Genomic DNA, 18,783 nt, shown 5'->3' on the forward strand with positions numbered 1-18,783 from the left:
ATGGTTTACAATCAAAGTGTCCAAATTTGCTATTTATGGAGGATGGAAAGGATGCCCAAACCATTTGCATTGCCTGTAAAGAAGAAGGTGGATCTTAGCGCCATTGATCCTAGTGATACGGGTGGGATTCTGAGTAAAGAGGAAATCCTAGAGGAAACTTTGAAATTGAAAGAAGAGTTACAAGAGTTACAGGAGATGCTTGTAGCGGGTAAGAAACAGGCTGTTTTGTTTGTGTTTCAAGGAATGGATTGTAGTGGAAAGGATGGTGTAATCAAGCACGTCTTTTCGGGACTTAATCCACAAGGGATATCCTCTTATAGTTTCAAAACGCCAACTGAAGAAGAGAGCCAGCATGATTTTCTATGGAGAGCTCATACTAAAACACCTGCGCTTGGTCAAATCACGACGTTCAACCGATCTTATTATGAGGATGTCCTTATCACAAGGGTGCACGATCAAATAACGGACAAGGTAGCAAAGAGAAGATTTAAGCATATCAATCATTTTGAGGAACTTTTGAACGACAATCATACGTTAGTCGTCAAAATTTTCTTGCACATATCGAAGGAATTTCAGTTGAAGAAGTTAAAGAGTCGTATTGAGGATCCAACTAAGAACTGGAAGTTCGATCCTAGTGATCTAGAGGAACGGAAATCTTGGAAGCAATATCGCAAACATTACGAAGAAGTGATGGAGAAATGTAGTAGCGTTTCACCTTGGTATGTCGTTGCCTCAGATCATCGTTGGTATCGTGATTATGCTGTTCTAAGTATTGTTGTAGAAGCTATGAGAAGCTTGAAGTTGAAAGAACCAGAACCGAATCCAGAGTTGATAACATTTCTAGAACAGATTACAAATGAAAATTGAGATGAAAAGAATGGTAAAGGGCGCTCTATATTCTATGGGGTGCCTTTTTCCTATTCTTTTATTAGGAAATTGATGAGCTTACTATATTTGATTCATCAATCATAATAAATAAAGTAATAGGTATAGACTTCCATATGATCCGTGATTTAGAATGATATGGAAATACAGTCGCACAATTTGTTGGCGCTTACATATGCGAAGGGGTGAGAGAATGAAGTTTGGAAGATCGCTTCGCTTTAAATTTATTGTGGGGTTCTCTATCGTAATGATCCCAATTATGGTTTTTGTTTACTACAATAATTTATATGCTATTCAAGTTGTACGCGAACAGGTATCACTAATTAATAGCAATCATTTATCTCAGAATATGGAGCAGAATGAACGTGTTCTACAAGCGACCAGCCGCTATCTATATCGTCTGGGTGATACAGACCCCGATATTATCGCGTTATATTTCATTCCCTATGGTAGTGGTGATTACACCATAACCAAGCAGCGAATACTGAATAAATTTACAACCGATACAAGTTTTTATAATTTAATTGATTCTTTCTTCTTATACAATATACGCGAAGATGATATTACCATTGGGAACCCGGACCATTACAACGATAAGATAACTACCATTAAAGAAATGATGCCTACTGCAATCATGAAAGATGGGCGTGTACAGAATGCCAATTGGAAGATTGTTAAGGCTGGTAGCAATTATGGACTAGTTAAGATTACTCAGATCAATCAGGACTTGTATGCGGGCGCTTGGATAAACATGAATAGCCTTAATAATCAGGAAAAGTTTGTTGAAATGGGAGAGAAGGGCGGTTCGTTAATGATCTCTAGTGACGGTACGCCGCTATCAGACACATCTTTATCATCGGATCAAATTAAGTTAGTCTCACGTTATTTAAATGGGCTGGATAAACCTTATCAGATTATTAAAGATCCTGTAGATAAGCAAAATTATTTACTCGTCGGTAGAAAATCAGCTGTTTCCGATGTGATTTCTATCGTACTTTTACCGGAAGAACGAATTTTGTTGAATTTATCTTTTTTTCAAATGGCTATTAGATGGACGCCAGTTGTTGCACTTTGTTTCTTGGGATTAAGTCTTGTTTTTCTAAGGGAGACGTTGTTTAAACCATTGGGGACTTTGATAAGGGGAATGAGAACGGCTACGAGGGGAGATTTAGACTTTCAATTAGTTTCTAACTATTCCGTAGAATTTGACTTCGTTATTAAGACATTTAATCAGATGATATCTCAAATTCAGCATTTAAAGATTGATATTTATGAGGAGAAGTTAAGAACTGGGGAAGCAGAATACAAACAGCTACAGATGCAAATAAACCCCCATTTCTATTTAAACACATTAAATATTATCTATAGTTTAGCAGGGCTTAAAAAGTATGATTTGGTCCAGAAAATGGCTGAACATTTAGCTGATTATTTTAGATTTAGTATCCGTACAGATAGAGATTTCATTCATCTATATCAGGAAATGGAGCACATTGAGCATTATTTAGAAATTCAGAAATTACGCTTTCCTAATAAACTATTATTCAAACTTAGCATAGCGGAATCATTCGATGTTATTCAGTTACCGCCACTTACCGTACAGCCCTTTGTAGAGAATGCAGTGATTCATGGTTTCAAGAATAGAGGGGAACATTTCGTCATAGAAGTACATGTGGTATCTGACGTTCACAATCCAGACCGGTTCATAAATATTATTATTATAGATAATGGGGATGGATTCCCAGCTACGCTGTTAGAGCAATTACATAGTGGCCAATATATCGTAGATGATTGGAAACAACATATTGGAATATGGAATGTAGAGAACAGATTGCGGATGAAATTTGGAGGAGAGGCAAACTTGTCATTTATGAATCGACCTGATGGTGGAGCGGTAGTCATCATTCGAATCCCGATAGAATTGGCTGAAAGCGGAGGAGGATTATTATATGCATAATCTAATAATTGTAGATGACGAAGAATATGCGCTTCAAGCACTCATTGAGAATATTCAATGGGAACAGATTGGGATTGCACATGTCTATAAGGCGATGGATGCGGATGAAGCGAAAGAACTGTTCAGAACGGTTCCAATTGACATCATGATATGTGATATTGAAATGCCCAAGGAGACTGGTCTACAGCTCTTAGAATGGGTGAGGGGACACTATCCTCATACCGAGACAATCTTTTTGACAGGACATGCATTGTTTAATTACGCGCAAACGGCTATCCAATTAGAGAGTTTTGATTATTTACTGAAGCCTGTGAAATATGATCAGTTGATGCAGACCGTTGAGAGGGCATTGAACAAAATTCAAGAAGATCATGATATGAAACATACACATGAGATATACAAGAAGTATTATGGCTTATGGGAAAAGCGTAAACCGCTTCTAATAGAGAGATTCTGGAAGGACATTCTAGGTCAACGAATGAGATCAACACCTGAACAGATTAGGGATTTAACGGAGTCTTATAATATTTATCTTGATGTAGATAGTAAAGTACTTCCTATCATTATTAGTGTTGAACAGTGGGATAGGGAATTTAATATTCGAGATGAAGAGATTATGGAATATGCCTTGCGGAACGCAGCCGAAGAAATAATTCTAAACAATTGGCCGGGAATCGTGATTCAGGATCGCAGTGGGATTAATATTGTTCTGTTGTATGGTAATGAACAACAAATGCCTCAGATCGAAGAACTTATGGAACGCTGTAAACAATATATTGCTGGATGCACGGGGTACTTTTATTGCCATCTTTCCTGTTATATTGGAACTCCGGTTACCATTGCTAATCTTACCCAAATCTACTACGACTTACTAGAAATGGAACGTCAGAACGTAACTCAATCGAACAGTGTACTGAAGCTTACAAGTCGGATAGAAGAACCCCATCATCTTCTGCCTGTTCCGTGGTTCCCTGAATTGTCTGTTCTATTTGAATTAGGTAAAAGAGGTGAACTGTTAGAACGGGTAGATGAAGTATTTGAGTTGCTTGGCAAACAAGAACAATTATCTGCAGAAACACTAGGTTTCTTCTATCACGCGTTATTGCACATGGTGTACGATATTCTTCATAAGAATAATATATCGATCCGTGAAGTGGTGCTTGATAAACGTCCGTATGATGATCTAACGGCTACTCGTTCTTTAAGTCATCTTAAGGCGTGGACTTTAGAGATCATTAGTCGGGGACTTGATCTGATACATCCTCCACATAAGCCTCCTAAGTCCGTTGTTGAGAATATATGCACCTATATCGAATCGCATACTGGAGAGGACTTTAGTCGCGAAGATCTAGCCTCATTCGTCAACTTCAACTCCGCGTATTTATCCCGTCTATTTAAGAAAGAAACAGGCATGTCTTTATCGGACTATATTGTAAAGTGTCGTGTTGAAAAAGCAAAATCCCTTCTTATCCAATCGACAGTCAAAGTTGCTGACATCGCTGAAATCGTAGGATACTATAATATTTCTCACTTCACTAAGATGTTCAAAAAACACACGAGCCTTACCCCACAAGATTACCGAAAGCAATACCGAATTTAACGCTATGAAGAAGGTAGACCGATGCTGAAAGCATTCGGTCCTTTTGCGCCGTATGGAAGCGTGTCCCCGTCCTTTGCGTAGCAAAGCAGGAGACAAAGCGCTCATACCACTCACCTACATATTTCAGTCAAGTTACCTCCTTGCACCGAAATTTCGGGTGTCCAGAGGGCAGGTCCTCTGGGGTCCTCCCTAGTAGGGAGTATTTAGGTGGGTAATCTCATATGTCATAATAACGTTACCTCATAAGTCATGTTACACCATAGAGGCATTCCTTTTAATCCCATATACTAATCATATAGAAGAGATAAATAAATATGGAGGTTAGGGGAGAACGCATATGAAACTTCAACCTGTATTGGGCAAAGAGCCTAAAGTACTGGAACCGACAATAAAGACACGGCGAAAGAAAAACTCTTTTTTTAGAAATTTAATGAAGTATAAAGTGCTCTATTTGATGTTATCGCCAGGTGTAATCTTTTTGTTAATTAACAATTATTTACCGATGTTTGGTGTCATTATTGCGTTTAAGAATGTGAACTATCGTGATGGGATCTTACACAGTCCATGGAGTGGATTTGAGAATTTCAGGTATTTGTTCTCAACATCAGATGCATGGGAAATTACTAGAAATACATTGGCGTACAATTCCGTATTTATATTGTTGAATTTATTGATAGGCGTTGGGATTGCGATTCTATTAAATGAAGTTAAGAACAAGTATGCTTCTAAGATATTCCAATCCGTGATGTTACTCCCATACTTCTTATCTATGATTGTTATAAGTTATCTTGTATTAGCATTTCTAGGCAGAGATTCGGGATTTATAAATGCTACGGTTTTCCCAGCGCTTGGAATCGAACCTTTGGATTGGTATTCAGAACCTAAATTCTGGCCGTATATCTTACCGCTAGTCAATACGTGGAAGAATATCGGATATTACGTTGTCATCTACTTAGCTGCTGTAGTGGGTATTGACGAAGAATATTATGAAGCTGCTGTGCTAGATGGTGCAAATAAATGGAAGCAGATCAAGCACATTACGATACCATTTTTGTATCCCTTGATGATTATCATGACACTGATGCAAATCGGTAAGATTTTCTCAGCAGACTTTGGTTTATTCTACCAAGTTCCTATGGAATCGGGTGCATTGTTCCCTGTGACTAACGTCTTAGATACTTATGTTTACCGAACGTTCCTAGTTGGTGGGGACATGGGGATGTCTTCTGCAGCTGGACTCTATCAGGCCGTAGTGGGATTCGGACTCGTGTTAATATCCAATTCCATTGTCCGTAAAATAAACAGCGACAATGCGCTATTCTAGGGGGAATTAATATGAATAAAGGAACTAAAACATCCAGAGCCATAATAAATGGAATATTTACACTCTATTCGTTACTATGTATCATTCCACTGCTACTGGTGTTCTCCATATCCTTTTCAGATGAAACAAGTATCGTTGCGAATGGGTATAAGCTTATCCCAGAAGTATTCAGTCTAAAAGCATATGATGTTCTGTTTAAAGACTTTAGTCAGATTTTGTATTCCTATGGAATATCCATTTTTGTTACAGTCGTAGGTACAATTTTAGGGGTAATGTTAACAGCATTTTATGCGTATCCCTTATCTCGTCAAGACTTGCCTTATCGTAATGGATTTGCATTCTTTATTTTCTTCACGATGCTGTTTGGTGGTGGATTGGTCCCATGGTACCTGGTATATGTAAATCTTCTTGATCTGAAGAATAGTGTATGGGTTCTTATCATTCCACTGCTTATGTCACCCTTCTTTGTACTCGTGATGCGGACTTTCTTCTCTAGTTCAATTCCTGCATCTATATTGGAATCTGCAAGAATTGATGGGGCTGGTGAATTGAAAATTTTTTCCAAAATCGTACTGCCTCTATCACTGCCCGTGCTGGCAACCGTAGCTTTGTTCAGCACACTGAACTATTGGAATGATTGGTATCTGAGTATGATATTCATCTCAGATAACAAGACGATCAGCTTACAGTATCTCATGTATCGGACGTTGCTCGATATTCAGTTCTTGACCTCAAACTCTAATGTAGCATCTCAAATTTCCTCTGCAGGTGGCGGTAATATCCTAGACTTACCAAACAAAACACTGCAAATGGCTATGGCGGTTGTAGGTGTAGGACCCATTGTCTTAGCTTATCCGTTCTTCCAAAGATATTTCATAAAAGGTCTGACCGTAGGCGCTGTAAAAGGCTAAACCCGATTCACATGAATCGGTTAGCATATAAAACCTATTATTAGGAGGGGTTATTTTGATTAGGCTTAAGAGGTCTTTACCGCTATTAGCGGCAGTAGTATTGATGTTCTCCATGGTACTTAGTGGTTGTGGATCATCGTCGAATAACGAAAAAAATGCTTCTGAAAAAAATACAACGAAGGTACAAAATGCTACAAAAGAAGAACCTAAGGAGGAACCAAAGGAAGAACCCAAAGGTGATCCTTACGAAGTTACTTTGTACTACCCTGGAACGCCACAAAAAGATGTTGCTCTAGTTGAAGCAGAAGCTAACAAGTATTTGCTTGAAAAAATTAATGCAACTATCAAAATCAGTGCGATTGACTTTGGACAATGGGATAACAAACTGAATTTGATGATTTCATCTGGAGAGAAGTCAGATATCATATTCACAGCAGCTTGGCAGAACTATACAGTTAACGTAGCTAAGGGTGCCTTCCTACCCATTAATGATCTACTTGAAAGTAATGGTCAAGATATCCTTAAGAACTTGGATCCTGCATTCTTAGATGGTTCCAAAATTGAAGGTAAAAATTATGGCGTTCCAACGAATAAGGAACTTGCTGCCACACGTGGCGTACTCGTTCGTCAAGATTTGCTCGACAAATACAAATTGGATAAGAGTACTGTGAAGACATGGGCTGATTTGGAGCCTCTGCTTAAGGTAATTAAAGAAAATGAGCCTGGAGTTACACCTTTCTACATGTCTAATTCTAATGGTAACGGATTACTTGAAAATCTTGACTGGGACTATCTGGGAGATGCTTCAGTACCAGGAGTAATCAAGAAGGTTGGAACAGAAACGAAAGTCATGAATGAATTAGATACACCTGAATTTAAGGCGACTGCAGAATTAGCTAGAAAATGGTACAAAGCAGGATATATCAACAGTGATGCTGCTACTTCTAACGTGTTCCCTAAAGAACAAGCCAAAACAGGTAAAGTATTTATGTGGACTGACGGAATGAAACCAGGTAAAGACAAGGAAGAAGAAGCAAGTGTAGGATTCCCTCTTACACAAATCGAATTAACACAACCAACGATCACTACAGGAGATACCTCAGGAGCTATGTTAGCCATTTCTAGATCATCTGAGAAGCCAGAAGTGGCTATGCAAGTCATCAACTTATTACACTCTGATAAATTTTTTAATAACTTAGTGAACTTTGGTATTGAAGGAAAGCATTACGTTCTAAAAGATGGGGCAGATAATGTGATCTCTATTCCTGCAGATGCAGATGCGAATAATCGTACTTATAATCCGGGGGCACAGTGGGAACTTGGGAACCAATTCTTGAACTACCTATGGGATAATGAAGATCCGAATAAATGGGATAAATTCAAGGAATTCAACTCCAAAGGTATTAAATCTCCAGCTCTTGGATTCTCATTCAATAGTGAACCAGTCAAGAATGAAATTGCAGCTGTAAATAATGTGAACAAACAATTTAAACCTGCATTAACTGCGGGTGCAGTAGATCCTACTGAAATGATCTCTAAATACCAAGATAAACTGAAATCAGCTGGTATCGATAAAATTATCGCTGAGAAACAGAAACAATTGGATGCGTTCTTAGCAGCAAAATAAGGTAAATAGAAGAAGAGGGACTCGGATTATACTCCGGGTCCCTCTTCTTCTATAGGTTATTCAACTTTTAAGATAATTCTTCAGTTACTTCTGCTTTGATAAGAACATCCTTTTGTCCATATAACCACAGGGCATATTCTAAAGGTTTGATAATCGATTGACGATAGATATCCTTTTGCCCACTTCTAGCGAATACTTCTCTAGCGGGTTTAGGGTTAACCTCCAGTAGGAAGACGTCACCCTTCTTATTGATAGCTAAATCAAGGGCGAGTTCACACAATGCACCATAGGTTTGTTCCAGATATTTAGCCGTCTCTAGGCCAAGGATTTCTGATTTCTTTTTCACTTGCTCTTGTATTTCTCGGTCTTTGATCCATTGAGATAACAGGATATCCATCGTTATGGCCTGACCGCCTCCATGCAGATTAGACGTGATACTCCGAGAAGCACCTACTCTACCGACCATTCCGGTCAATTCCCACTGACCTTCTCGGTTTTTCTGCACTAGCATGCGATAGTCATGTACACGTCCGTTAGGTAATTGAACGGGAATCCCTTCTTGGGCGATATAACTGTCTTTCATATCCCAAGTCTGCAGAATAGATCCAAGACGGGCAGCGTGTATTTTATGTGGTGTGATGATTTTACGTTGTTGATTGCGCCCTTGAATATAATATTGTTTCTGATTCTTTAATTTCTCGATCCGAAGAATGCCACGCCCCCCAGTTCCATTAACAGGCTTGAGGTATACGACAGATGTCGTTTTTAGCATTTGTTCAACATCTGAAATACGGGTAACTAACTTCGTCAGAGGTAAGTGTGGACGGAAGTTTTCTTTTTTGGAGAGTACTTCATGAATAATCCATTTATTACGGAGTGGACGATTAAGAAATACGTGATGCCCATAGTTTTTCCGGAAATTTAAAAGCTGTTTGAATCGGTAACCTTTTTGGATACGACAGCGATCAAAGATCATGTTAGGGAAATCTCGAAGTCTTCGACTCCATTTACGTTGTATTGGATCAAATTCCATAGCTATGATCTTCTTCGTCGAGCCGTTAACATCCATGGGTGTAAAGACAAAGATATCAAGTCCAAGCTTTCTTCCTTCGGAGATCATGTTCTGATAAATGATTCGTTCTTCGAGTTGCTTTTGTTCATTGAGGTATAGCGTTAAGATCCCAAGGACGGGACGTGGCATATCGGTTCACCTTCTTCTTGAGTGAAAGTTGTTGGGGTGTAGTATTCTCCGTGTAACTTAAGACTTGGCTTACCGGTTGGTCCAATATGGAGTGAACCGGCTGTAAGTCCAACATTAAAGCACATTTGAAGACTATGAACATTGTCTAACGCAACATTACAGCTTAGTTCTCCTAAATTGGTGAGTTGGGATGACATGAGGGAAGTCCCAATATGTCGTCCTCGGTATAAAGGATGCACGACGATTAAGCAGGATTGTTCGCCATATCCAGAAATGAAACTAACACCAGCGAGCGTAGGTCCGAGATCCCCTCGAACCGTTGCTATTAGAAAAGACACATCTGATCGTAACAAATCTTCATAAGTTAAATCGGCAAAGTGACGAAAGCCCTCCGTTGTTATCCGTTTCCCACTATATTTCTTAACAAAAAGAACACTTTGATCATGTAGTTTCTGCCATTCACGTTTGGACACTGTACTTAAGGATGTAATTTGCATCCTTTATACTCACCCCCTTAATTATATTGGTTGTTCTTACGAGCTAGATATTGGCTATACTCAAATATTCGCTCTAACGATTTTCTTCGAATATGAGGCTCATCGAACTTCATTGGTCGCGCATTAGCTTCAAAAAACCACAGTTTACCTAAAGCGTCAATACCGAGATCCATGGACATTTCACCTAATGTGAACCCAGACCCTTTTTCAATCTGACGAGCAATAATTAAGGCGGTGGTTCTAATTCGACTCATCATGCTTGAGGACATATCAGCTCCAAAGAGTGTTGAGAGTAGTTTAGATGGGCTTTCAATCGTTCCTCCACGTGGTACATGTGTTGTTATGCTCTTTAAACCAGCCATTCGAGCCCCTACGCCAGTGACTCCCCAATGCCCTTTTGCGGTTTTTTGAACTAGAATGCGTAGATCGAAAGGACGATGATCCACCGTTGCGAGCGCAATTCCTTGTTGAATAATATAGGGAGAATGACCCGTTTCCTTATTGATACGAACCCAGAGCCTTCTCAGACTAGTGGATTTATATGTGATACTTGATCTATCATTTTGAATCTTTAGTCTATAGGGGATGATTTTATTTTTTTTGTACTTCAACATCATGATGCCTTTGCCCGCTTTTCCGCTTTCTGGTTTCAAATAAAGATAGGGATGTTTATCAAGAAGTCTTGCGAGTGAGATAACTCCATCCATACGTTTCGTTTGAGGAATCAGATAATCCGTGGATTTTGAAACCTTGAGCCATTCGAATAGATGCCATTTATTAAAGAAATAAGGATTATAGAACTGGATGTTTGGATGTTGTAAACAGGTCATTATTTTACGATGAACCCAAGGTTTCTCCTCATCTTCACGTAGAGGAATTCGATTGTAGATGACTTGAGGTAGTGGGAATTGATGTGTTTCCCATCCGTCGTTACTGCTATTTAATGAGTATCCTTTGACGGTGGGAGAAGTAAACTTCAAATCACGAATAGTGACCACATAAACAAGGAAGCCCATATCTTTCCCTGTTCGGACAATATCCACAAAATTATCGCGATTGCCTCGAAAACCATTTGTGGAATCCATGGTCAATATGGCAACGACCGGTTTTATTTCCTCAAAACCTCGGCCGTTCACTGGTTTATCCTCCTACGGAACTTGCTTAGATATAAGCAATGTTCCAGAATATGTTCTACCGAGGCTTTTCCTTCATTCTTCAGGGAAGGATGGTTAAATATCGTTCTTCCAGGTTTGGCATTGGCTTCAAACATCCAAATTTTCTCATCTTGATCAATACCTAGATCGAACCCGATCTCACCGAGCAAATGGGGGTGATGGAATTCAATCGCTTCGGCAAGAGAAATAGCAACATGTTTGGCTTGCTTAAGCACTTCATCGGAACGCGCACCAAAGCTACGACTCAGTGCTTGTTCCGGGGTCATGAGAGAACCGCCGTTCTTTAAGTGTGTGGTGACACTACCACGTCCCGCTTTTTTAGCCCCAATGCCAACGACAACCCATTGATTACTACCGTTTTTATGCATATGAAAGCGGAAATCGATAGGACAATTGTCAATTTCAATCAACCGGATTCCTTGCTGAATGACATACCCGTGTAGTGTTCGACCATGTTTTGTATTCAACATACGCATGAGGCTCTTGAAATTATTAAAGCGAAGTAGAACATTCTCTGTGTTCTTGCGATAACGTGCGAAATAGCCACGTTTAGGTAAATAAGTCATGCGATAAATCCCTTTTCCTAGACTACCACCCGAGGGTTTGTAATAAACAAATTGATGCCGCTCGAGCATGTCATTTAGGACCTCTGTAGTTGGATTCATATGAGATTCAGGTACGTAACGATTGACGCTGTTATCATTCTCAATAAGTTTATAGATATCTGATTTGTTGAAAAAACTCCAGTTAAAGAAAGGGATTTTTCTACGGCCAAAGCGTTCTCGTAATTGGTTCATAGCAGGGGAAGTCTCTTCTTTACGACTCGGAAGTCTGTTGTATACTACATCCGGTAGTGGAACCGTTTTACGCGTAAAAGTACCATTTTCAGCAAGAAAATGTCCTCGAACGGTTTCTTGCTGCCAATTGATATCCTTGGGTGAAAATGCAAAGATGTAAGCTTTCTTACTACCTTCTTTAAGGAGTTGTTTAATAAAGCCTGTTCTTGAACTAAAAGGTTGTGTGGTAGAGTTTGTCGGTCCATCAGATAGGATACCAATCAGCGGTCCAAGTTGAAATTCATTCTCTTGAAGATTACGAAGATAAACTCCTCCGGCTTGGGGAACATGAATGGTATTTCGGATTCCGGAACTTAAATAGAGGTGGCTCCCTGTTTTTTTGATTGTTTTAATGCTTGCAGGAACGACATCATTCCCAAAGCGAAGGTGTATATTTTTTTTGCCGGACAGTTTGAGGTTCTTCATTAGTGTATTGGAAATATAGGCGACTTTCTCAGGTTGTTTCGAGAAATGAACATTGCAAAAAGTCAAACTCATGAATATACCCTCCTAGGTTGTCGAAGCAATAAATAACGAGCGTAGCGGAGTGGATTCTCTGCTGCGAGAATTGCGCTTGTCGGGTCCTCAATATGATTAAATGAGCTGCGTCCCGGTTTGGAGTTCACTTCAAGCAGCCAAATATGCCCTAACGTATCGATACCATAATCGATTCCAAGTTCACCCAGCCGACCGAAATGGCTCTCTAGTATCGATGGAATATCCTTCGACAGGTTATGAAGAACAGCCATCATATGTTCAGCTGGAGTAGCTCCGAATTCCCAAGTCAAGAATGGTAGGACCGAAGTTGCTGTTCCTCCGCCGTGCAAATTGGAGGTGGTTCCCCCAATATATCCTTTTCGTACAGCCATCCCTGTGAGCGTCCAACGTCCCTCACCGTTCTTTTGCATGAGAACACGTATATCATAGGGATGCTCTTTTTTGTTGTATAAATGTAAATATGGTTGGATGATAAATGGTCGATGATGAATAAATTGATGAATCCATGCTAGACCCTTGGAGTGTTTGTCAAAACGTTGGGTAATTGGGTTGTTTTGATGATCTCGACCGTTAATTATTAATGCGTTAGAATTATTCAGCATGTGTATATGAAGAGTTGATTTTCCCTGTGAACCTGCTTGAGGTTTAAGAAATACCTGCTTTTGAAAAGTGAGTAAGCTTTTGGTTAGAGATTCAGGTCCTGAGTAGGAAGCAGTAGGCGGAAGGTAGGGTTTTAGTGTAGGTTCATCTTTTAGCTTGTTATATACGTTCCATTTCCCTGGTAATCCCCTTGCCCATATCATCCATGATTTCTGTTGCTTATAAGAAGTAAGTAGCTTAGATGCTGCATTACGTTCTCTTCCTTTTAGATCAAAACAGCGATCATAGATAATGTCAGGCATGGGAATGATCGTTTCCTTCCAACCATCCTCTTTGAGAATATAGCCGTGAACGACTTGAGAATCATACTGAATGGTTTGAGGACATAGGACAACGACAGAAATTCCATATTTGGAACTTGCTTGACTCAAGGTACGGCAGTAATGTTGCTCCGAGAACGGAGGACTTCCTCGTCTGGTACTACACAATATACCTAGGGAGCCGATTGGATGAGGAGTCATGGTGAACCGCCCCTTAAAAGCCAGACAAAAAGCAAGAATATTGAACAATCTGTCTGACGGATGGTCTTATCTTTTGCTCATTAAGTGGTGTGTTGTCATTCTTGGAAGGCTTAGAGTTTACCTCGAGTAGCCAAATCCGGCCAGTATTATCCATGGCTAGATCTATCCCTAATTCACCGAAATGAGCAGGGATGGCATTATCAAGTCCTTTTGCAATTTGCATGGATGCCAATTTGAGATTGGAGTGAGCCGTATTCTTGGAAGCTAATGGCATACTACTTTTAAGGACAGCGTCCTTTACCGTACTAAGGCTACCACCACGAGCCAAGTTAGATACGAAGTGATTCCCACCAGCAATTCGTGCCACAATGGATGTCACACTCCACTGTCCAGTAGCATTTTTTTGAACTAATGAACGAAAATCTACAGGGTGTTTACCATGATCAATAAGCGTCAAACCTTGTTGAATTTGATAACGTGTACTTTTCATTTTTCCTGAGATACTTGTGAATAACTTGGGAAGAGTAGCATATATTTTCTTTTGCGTCCCACCCATGATAGTGGATAACGTATGGAAGGTGCCATCGGATTGCTTAGTGATACGAATGATCCCCTTACCAAGACTACCTCTGATGGGTTTAAGGAATACAACAGAATGCGTCGTACACATCTTTTTCAGAATGGCATAGCCATTCAATAAGTGAGACTCAGGCATGTAACGCTGGAGATTTGTCTCCTTTTTCAATGCATCGAACACTTCGGTTTTGTCGAGAAACTTTTCATTGAAAATGTGACTGCCGTACAAGGATTTTACTTCCTTCATAAAATGCTGTACGCTTGGATTATTCTCCATTTTTCGCGATGTCAAACGATTATTAATGACATCTGCGATTGGCATTTGAGTCAAACGCCAGCCTCCGTCATAGATCCAGCCTTGAATTGTGTTGGTGCTAGATGTGATATGCTCTGGGGTGAAAAAGTAAACATGTGCCCCTTGCTTTTGGCAGGCATTTACAAGTTCACGACAGAACAGTGAGATGGAACCAAACGGATTGTCAGGCATGTTAGGATGATCGCGGCTGATCATGATACCAATCAGAGGTCCTAATCGAAGTGTCCGGCTTCCGGCATGATAATGGATTTTTAATTCCGGGCGAGAGGACAGTCCCATCTGCCTTGATAACGCTGCACTGATTCGTAAGCCGCTATACTTTGGTACCGGGATGACGTTGATATCCTGTTTGAAAGAACCAAACGTCAATTGAAGAGGGCGATCTGTGGGTATTTTCCACAGTTTAACGAGCTTCTCACCTAACATGATTGCGTTCGCCTGCACAATGCCCGGTTTGAATAGTTGGACCGATATCTTTTTTGTGGACATCGTGGATCTCCTTCCAACAACAACTTGATGTCTTGAGTCATATTTGGACTGTGCATATTGCATGTAATTCATCATATGAGGACATATATCCCTTGGTGATTGACCATTTTTCAGAATGGGAGAGTAATTTTAAAGGAGGAATAAATAATGAACATTTATGACAAGACACATGAATTAGCGAAAGCCCTCAAAGAAAGCGAAGAGGTACAAGAGATTAATGCGGCTATGACCCTCATTGACAAGGACCCTGAGGGAAAGGAAATGTTAGAGGATTTTCGCAAGCGTCAAATGGATCTTCAGCAACAAATGATGACAGGAGATATGCCTTCACCTGAGGAAATGGAGAAAATGGAAAAGCTGTTTGAAGTTCTCAGCTTAAACCTAAATATCCGTCGTTTATTCGATGCTGAGCGTAGATTAAGCATCATCATTGAAGATGTTAATAAAATAATCTCTGAGAGTCTCCAGGATTTATATGGTGGTTCCAATATGTAATTTGTTTTCTTTTAAATATAAGAAAGTATAAGTTTCACTTGATACGCTACTTCTTATATTTCCGAAGAGACGGATATTCGTCCTTAAGGGCGGTGTATCCGTTTCTTTTTGCAACTCTCGCAATTTGTTCTCATATTTCATCTGCTATCTTCATAGAATAGAAATATAGATTCGAATTGAAGGAGTTGCTTATAAGGATGAGAAAGAGAACAAAATTCAAGCATTTCATGTTCATGTTAATTGCATTAGCGATGTTAATCTATGCGATACCTAGCATTTCCTTCAAAGGCGGAAATGGCTGGATATCATTATTCAGCGTGGTATGGGTTTCATTCTCATTTCTCGTCATCGCCGCCCATTGGCATGTTATTTTGGGTGTGGATGAAGAGAAAAAGAAGGCACTTGAGCGTGTGAGACAACGTAAGCTTCAGCAGTGGCAATTGAAATTGTCGGAAGAGTCGGAAAGAAGCGAGGGCTTGTAGATGCTTAAGTTTTGTTCATAGTATTACTCTCGTGTTTTACTAAAAGCCCTAAGATTCTTCAAATGAATCTTGGGGCTTTTGTGTGTGTAATAGAAATGGCATCTAACCCTTTCAAACATGGTAATGGCTTACTTAAAATATAGTATATTAAAGAAATTCCGTGATATAATAGGTACAGTATAGTACAGATTTGAGTATGGGGGTGTAACAGTTGGAGAATAGAGATGAGACAGTTACCAAACATGAATTTTTGCTCCAATATATAGAAGGACTAAAGGTAGGAACGAAGATATCGGTTCGTAAGCTAGCGAAGGAAATGGGGGTTAGCGAGGGAACGGCCTATCGTGCAGTTAAGGAAGCTGAGAATTTAGGAATTGTCATCACGAAGGAACGAATGGGTACAATTCGAATAGAGAAGAAACCACGTAATATATCAGATCAGTTAACGTTCTCTGATGTCGTAGATATCGTGGAAGGTCATGTATTGGGTGGGGCTGAAGGGCTTCAAAAGAATCTTCATAAGTATGTGATTGGTGCGATGAAGATTGATGCCATGGCGAGGTATATTGATGCTGGGAGTTTACTCATTGTGGGTAATCGGGATGATGCTCATTCTCTGGCGCTTGAACATGGTGCGGGTGTACTGATTACGGGTGGATTTGGTATCAGCCGTGATGTCAAGAATTTAGCGGATGAACTCAACCTACCTATCTTTTCTTCACGTCATGATACATTTACAGTTGCTTCGATGATCAATCGGGCCATCTTTGATCGATTAATTAAGAAGAAGATCATGATTGTTGAAGATATTGTCGCAACGAAACCAAAGCTTTACGCTCTCAAGATAACGAGTACTGCACAGGAATGTAGAGAACTTGCGGCGCAATCTGGAGAACCGAGGTATGCTGTCACGGATGAATGGAATCGCGTAATAGGTATTGTTAATATAAAAGACACGGTGTGTTTATCTGACGATCAGAGTATCGAGAAAGTGCTTATCCGTAATCCGATAACAACGAGTTTACAGACATCCCTTGCATCTGCTGCACAACACATGATGTGGGAGGGAATCGATTTCTTACCTATTGTGGATCGTAATCGCAAACTTATCGCTACGGTTAATCGTAAAGAAGTACTACAAGCCATGAGAGATGCACAGCACCAGCCACAGCTTGGAGAGACGTTCGATCATTTGATATGGAATGGAATTGCTGAGGAACGCGACCAAGAAGGTCGGTTATTTTTCCATGGATTTATTACCCCTCAAATGGCGACTGATTTGGGTACAATTTCTGAGGGAGTGTTAGCCACAGTGATGACGCAAGCTGCTTTTAAATCTACGAAAGATATTTCGGGAAATGATTATGTGTTGGATAACATGTCTACCTACTTCTTACGACCTGTCCAGATTGAAGACCAGATCGTGATTATGCCAAAGCTGCTAGAAATGAGTCGCAGAACTTGTAAAATAGAGATTGAAATGACTCACGAGGACACACTAGTCTCCAAAGCGGTTATGACCTTACAGTCTATTGAACATGGGTAAGGGAATTTATAGTTGTTGTTATTTAGTGTTATTCATGATGATCTGACTTCTTTGGTAGACATAATATTTCCGATTACGTAGTCCGGCGAACATATTGAACGCACCAAGGACTAGGAATAACGCTTCCACAACGATCGATAGTGTAGATCCACGGAAGATGAACATGAAGACAATGGACATTAACATGAGCATGATACCCATTAATATATTCGTAGTAGCGCCATAAAGTCCTCTATCCGTTGGATTGGAAGAACGGTGTGAACGTATGCTGTAATAAGCAGAGGTAATACAAGTTACAACCAATAGTACAAACAGAATGTATTTAATAACAGTAATCATGACCACTCTTCACTCCTTAAGCAAATGACAAATTTGCTTGTATTGTATCATGAATAACTTGTTAACGCACAGGAGGATTCTTAATGGATATCCAAATTTGCAATACACTCTCGGAGACAAGCATCGTTTTGATCTGAATAGCATAGTTTTTCTCTCGTACTGTATATATTTTTCGGTCTAGCAGTGTTCTAGCAATTTTACTATCCGTATCTATTTCATACACACTTCGACCTCGAAGTACTTCGAGGTCATCACCTACTTGAACGAGAATTTCCTTTACAATGATGGAGTCGAGTGGTGGATCTTGTTGTTCAGCACGTAGTTTAATCTCTTTAATGACGGTTTGTTGCTTACTATATTTCTTCAATGTTTTGATATCATCTTCGAATTGGTTCTTTTGGATTTTGAGATCTTGGTTTTCCTGCCATAATTGGTTGTAACTAGCATGAAATATAGCATTATAAACAATGCTGCCTAGAACCATGCCTAGTACAATGAGAGAAGTGGTCTTTGAGAAGGCGAGGATACGAGTAATTGAAGGAATTCGCATGATTATTTCCTACCAGCGCATACCCATTTGACTAATTCACTGCCAGCATGTGCACCTAAGAAGGCAAACACGAGAAATAGAATTTGTTTGATCGCGGGTGATAAATTGCCACCAAAGAAGTTACTTTCTATGACACGCATGGGGTCAATGGTTCCACCTACAGCTGCTGCGAGCGCCCAAATCTTTATTCTATCTGCGATATCAAGCATCGTTTGTGTAGGTGGCTGTAAGGAAATAACAGCCCCTATACCTCCGACCATCGCACCTCCGAGTACAATGCCGAAGGCGATACAGAAATCCAAAATGGCTTTTGATAAGAAAGTACTCATGTATTTATCCCCTTTCTTGAACAATCGTTTCG

Annotated in this window: 18 protein-coding genes; 9 read left to right on the forward strand and 9 right to left on the reverse strand. The window is 39.9% G+C overall.

All coding sequences use genetic code 11. From position 1 onward, the window contains the following. The first annotated feature begins 51 nt into the window (after positions 1-51). The 6 genes from PBAT_RS16615 (at position 52) to PBAT_RS16640 (ending at position 8,301) form a co-directional block, all read left to right on the forward strand. Positions 52-867, forward strand: coding sequence for a PPK2 family polyphosphate kinase (locus PBAT_RS16615; protein ID WP_068651022.1), 816 nt, complete (start codon positions 52-54; stop codon positions 865-867). Positions 868-1,078: 211 nt separating this feature from the next. Continuing rightward, positions 1,079-2,839, forward strand: coding sequence for a sensor histidine kinase (locus PBAT_RS16620; RefSeq protein WP_068651023.1), 1,761 nt, complete (start codon positions 1,079-1,081; stop codon positions 2,837-2,839). Then, entirely contained in the window at positions 2,832-4,439 is a 1,608-nt protein-coding gene (locus PBAT_RS16625; RefSeq protein WP_068651024.1) for a response regulator transcription factor, read from the forward strand. Before PBAT_RS16620 ends, PBAT_RS16625 begins: the two co-directional genes overlap by 8 nt. Before the next feature lie 337 nt (positions 4,440-4,776). After that, positions 4,777-5,763: an ABC transporter permease gene (locus tag PBAT_RS25630; RefSeq protein ID WP_068651025.1), complete on the forward strand. Its 987-nt coding sequence runs from the start codon at positions 4,777-4,779 to the stop codon at positions 5,761-5,763. Positions 5,764-5,774: 11 nt separating this feature from the next. Then, complete coding sequence (locus PBAT_RS25635; protein ID WP_068651026.1) at positions 5,775-6,674, forward strand: carbohydrate ABC transporter permease; 900 nt, start codon at positions 5,775-5,777, stop codon at positions 6,672-6,674. A 55-nt stretch (positions 6,675-6,729) separates the two neighbouring features. After that, positions 6,730-8,301, forward strand: a complete 1,572-nt coding sequence (locus tag PBAT_RS16640) for an ABC transporter substrate-binding protein (RefSeq protein ID WP_068651027.1) — start codon at positions 6,730-6,732, stop codon at positions 8,299-8,301. Positions 8,302-8,368: 67 nt separating this feature from the next. On the opposite strand, the gene PBAT_RS16645 is transcribed toward PBAT_RS16640, so the two are convergent. The 6 genes from PBAT_RS16645 to PBAT_RS16670 are packed head-to-tail and all read right to left on the reverse strand — an operon-like array spanning position 8,369 to position 15,010. After that, the gene (locus tag PBAT_RS16645) at positions 8,369-9,502 is read right to left on the reverse strand and encodes a YheC/YheD family endospore coat-associated protein (protein WP_068651028.1); all 1,134 of its coding nucleotides are present in this window, start codon (positions 9,500-9,502) and stop codon (positions 8,369-8,371) included. Beyond that, entirely contained in the window at positions 9,475-9,999 is a 525-nt protein-coding gene (locus tag PBAT_RS16650; RefSeq protein WP_068651029.1) for a GNAT family protein, read from the reverse strand. Before PBAT_RS16650 ends, PBAT_RS16645 begins: the two co-directional genes overlap by 28 nt. Positions 10,000-10,016: 17 nt before the next feature. Next, positions 10,017-11,084 (reverse strand): YheC/YheD family endospore coat-associated protein, encoded by a 1,068-nt coding sequence (locus tag PBAT_RS16655; RefSeq protein WP_068651235.1) that lies wholly within the window; start codon positions 11,082-11,084, stop codon positions 10,017-10,019. A 47-nt stretch (positions 11,085-11,131) separates the two neighbouring features. Then, positions 11,132-12,508: a YheC/YheD family endospore coat-associated protein gene (locus tag PBAT_RS16660; protein ID WP_068651030.1), complete on the reverse strand. Its 1,377-nt coding sequence runs from the start codon at positions 12,506-12,508 to the stop codon at positions 11,132-11,134. Next, positions 12,505-13,629, reverse strand: a complete 1,125-nt coding sequence (locus tag PBAT_RS16665; protein ID WP_068651031.1) for a YheC/YheD family endospore coat-associated protein — start codon at positions 13,627-13,629, stop codon at positions 12,505-12,507. The genes PBAT_RS16660 and PBAT_RS16665 overlap by 4 nt, the downstream gene beginning before the upstream one ends. A gap of 13 nt (positions 13,630-13,642) precedes the next feature. Next, a complete protein-coding gene (locus tag PBAT_RS16670; protein WP_068651032.1) occupies positions 13,643-15,010 on the reverse strand; it encodes a YheC/YheD family endospore coat-associated protein in 1,368 nt (455 codons plus the stop codon). A 147-nt stretch (positions 15,011-15,157) separates the two neighbouring features. Between PBAT_RS16670 and PBAT_RS16675 the strand changes: the two genes are divergently transcribed. The 3 genes from PBAT_RS16675 to PBAT_RS16685 all read left to right on the forward strand — a co-directional run bounded on the left by PBAT_RS16675 (position 15,158) and on the right by PBAT_RS16685 (position 17,533). After that, positions 15,158-15,505 (forward strand): YlbF/YmcA family competence regulator, encoded by a 348-nt coding sequence (locus PBAT_RS16675; RefSeq protein WP_068651033.1) that lies wholly within the window; start codon positions 15,158-15,160, stop codon positions 15,503-15,505. Positions 15,506-15,702: 197 nt separating this feature from the next. Next, positions 15,703-15,987, forward strand: coding sequence for a hypothetical protein (locus PBAT_RS16680; protein ID WP_068651034.1), 285 nt, complete (start codon positions 15,703-15,705; stop codon positions 15,985-15,987). 211 nt (positions 15,988-16,198) lie between these two features. Next, positions 16,199-17,533, forward strand: a complete 1,335-nt coding sequence (locus tag PBAT_RS16685) for a DRTGG domain-containing protein (RefSeq protein WP_068651035.1) — start codon at positions 16,199-16,201, stop codon at positions 17,531-17,533. A gap of 18 nt (positions 17,534-17,551) precedes the next feature. On the opposite strand, the gene PBAT_RS16690 is transcribed toward PBAT_RS16685, so the two are convergent. The 3 genes from PBAT_RS16690 to PBAT_RS16700 form a co-directional block, all read right to left on the reverse strand. Continuing rightward, positions 17,552-17,872, reverse strand: coding sequence for a YtpI family protein (locus PBAT_RS16690; protein ID WP_068651036.1), 321 nt, complete (start codon positions 17,870-17,872; stop codon positions 17,552-17,554). Between the two features lie 61 nt (positions 17,873-17,933). Next, the gene (locus tag PBAT_RS16695; protein ID WP_068651037.1) at positions 17,934-18,422 is read right to left on the reverse strand and encodes a sporulation membrane protein YtrI; all 489 of its coding nucleotides are present in this window, start codon (positions 18,420-18,422) and stop codon (positions 17,934-17,936) included. Positions 18,423-18,424: 2 nt separating this feature from the next. Further along, positions 18,425-18,751 (reverse strand): YtrH family sporulation protein, encoded by a 327-nt coding sequence (locus PBAT_RS16700; protein WP_068586991.1) that lies wholly within the window; start codon positions 18,749-18,751, stop codon positions 18,425-18,427. Between the last annotated feature and the right edge of the window lie 32 nt (positions 18,752-18,783).

It is taken from the genome of Paenibacillus antarcticus (assembly GCF_001637225.1).
Taxonomy (GTDB): Bacteria; Bacillota; Bacilli; order Paenibacillales; family Paenibacillaceae; genus Paenibacillus_AQ; species Paenibacillus_AQ antarcticus.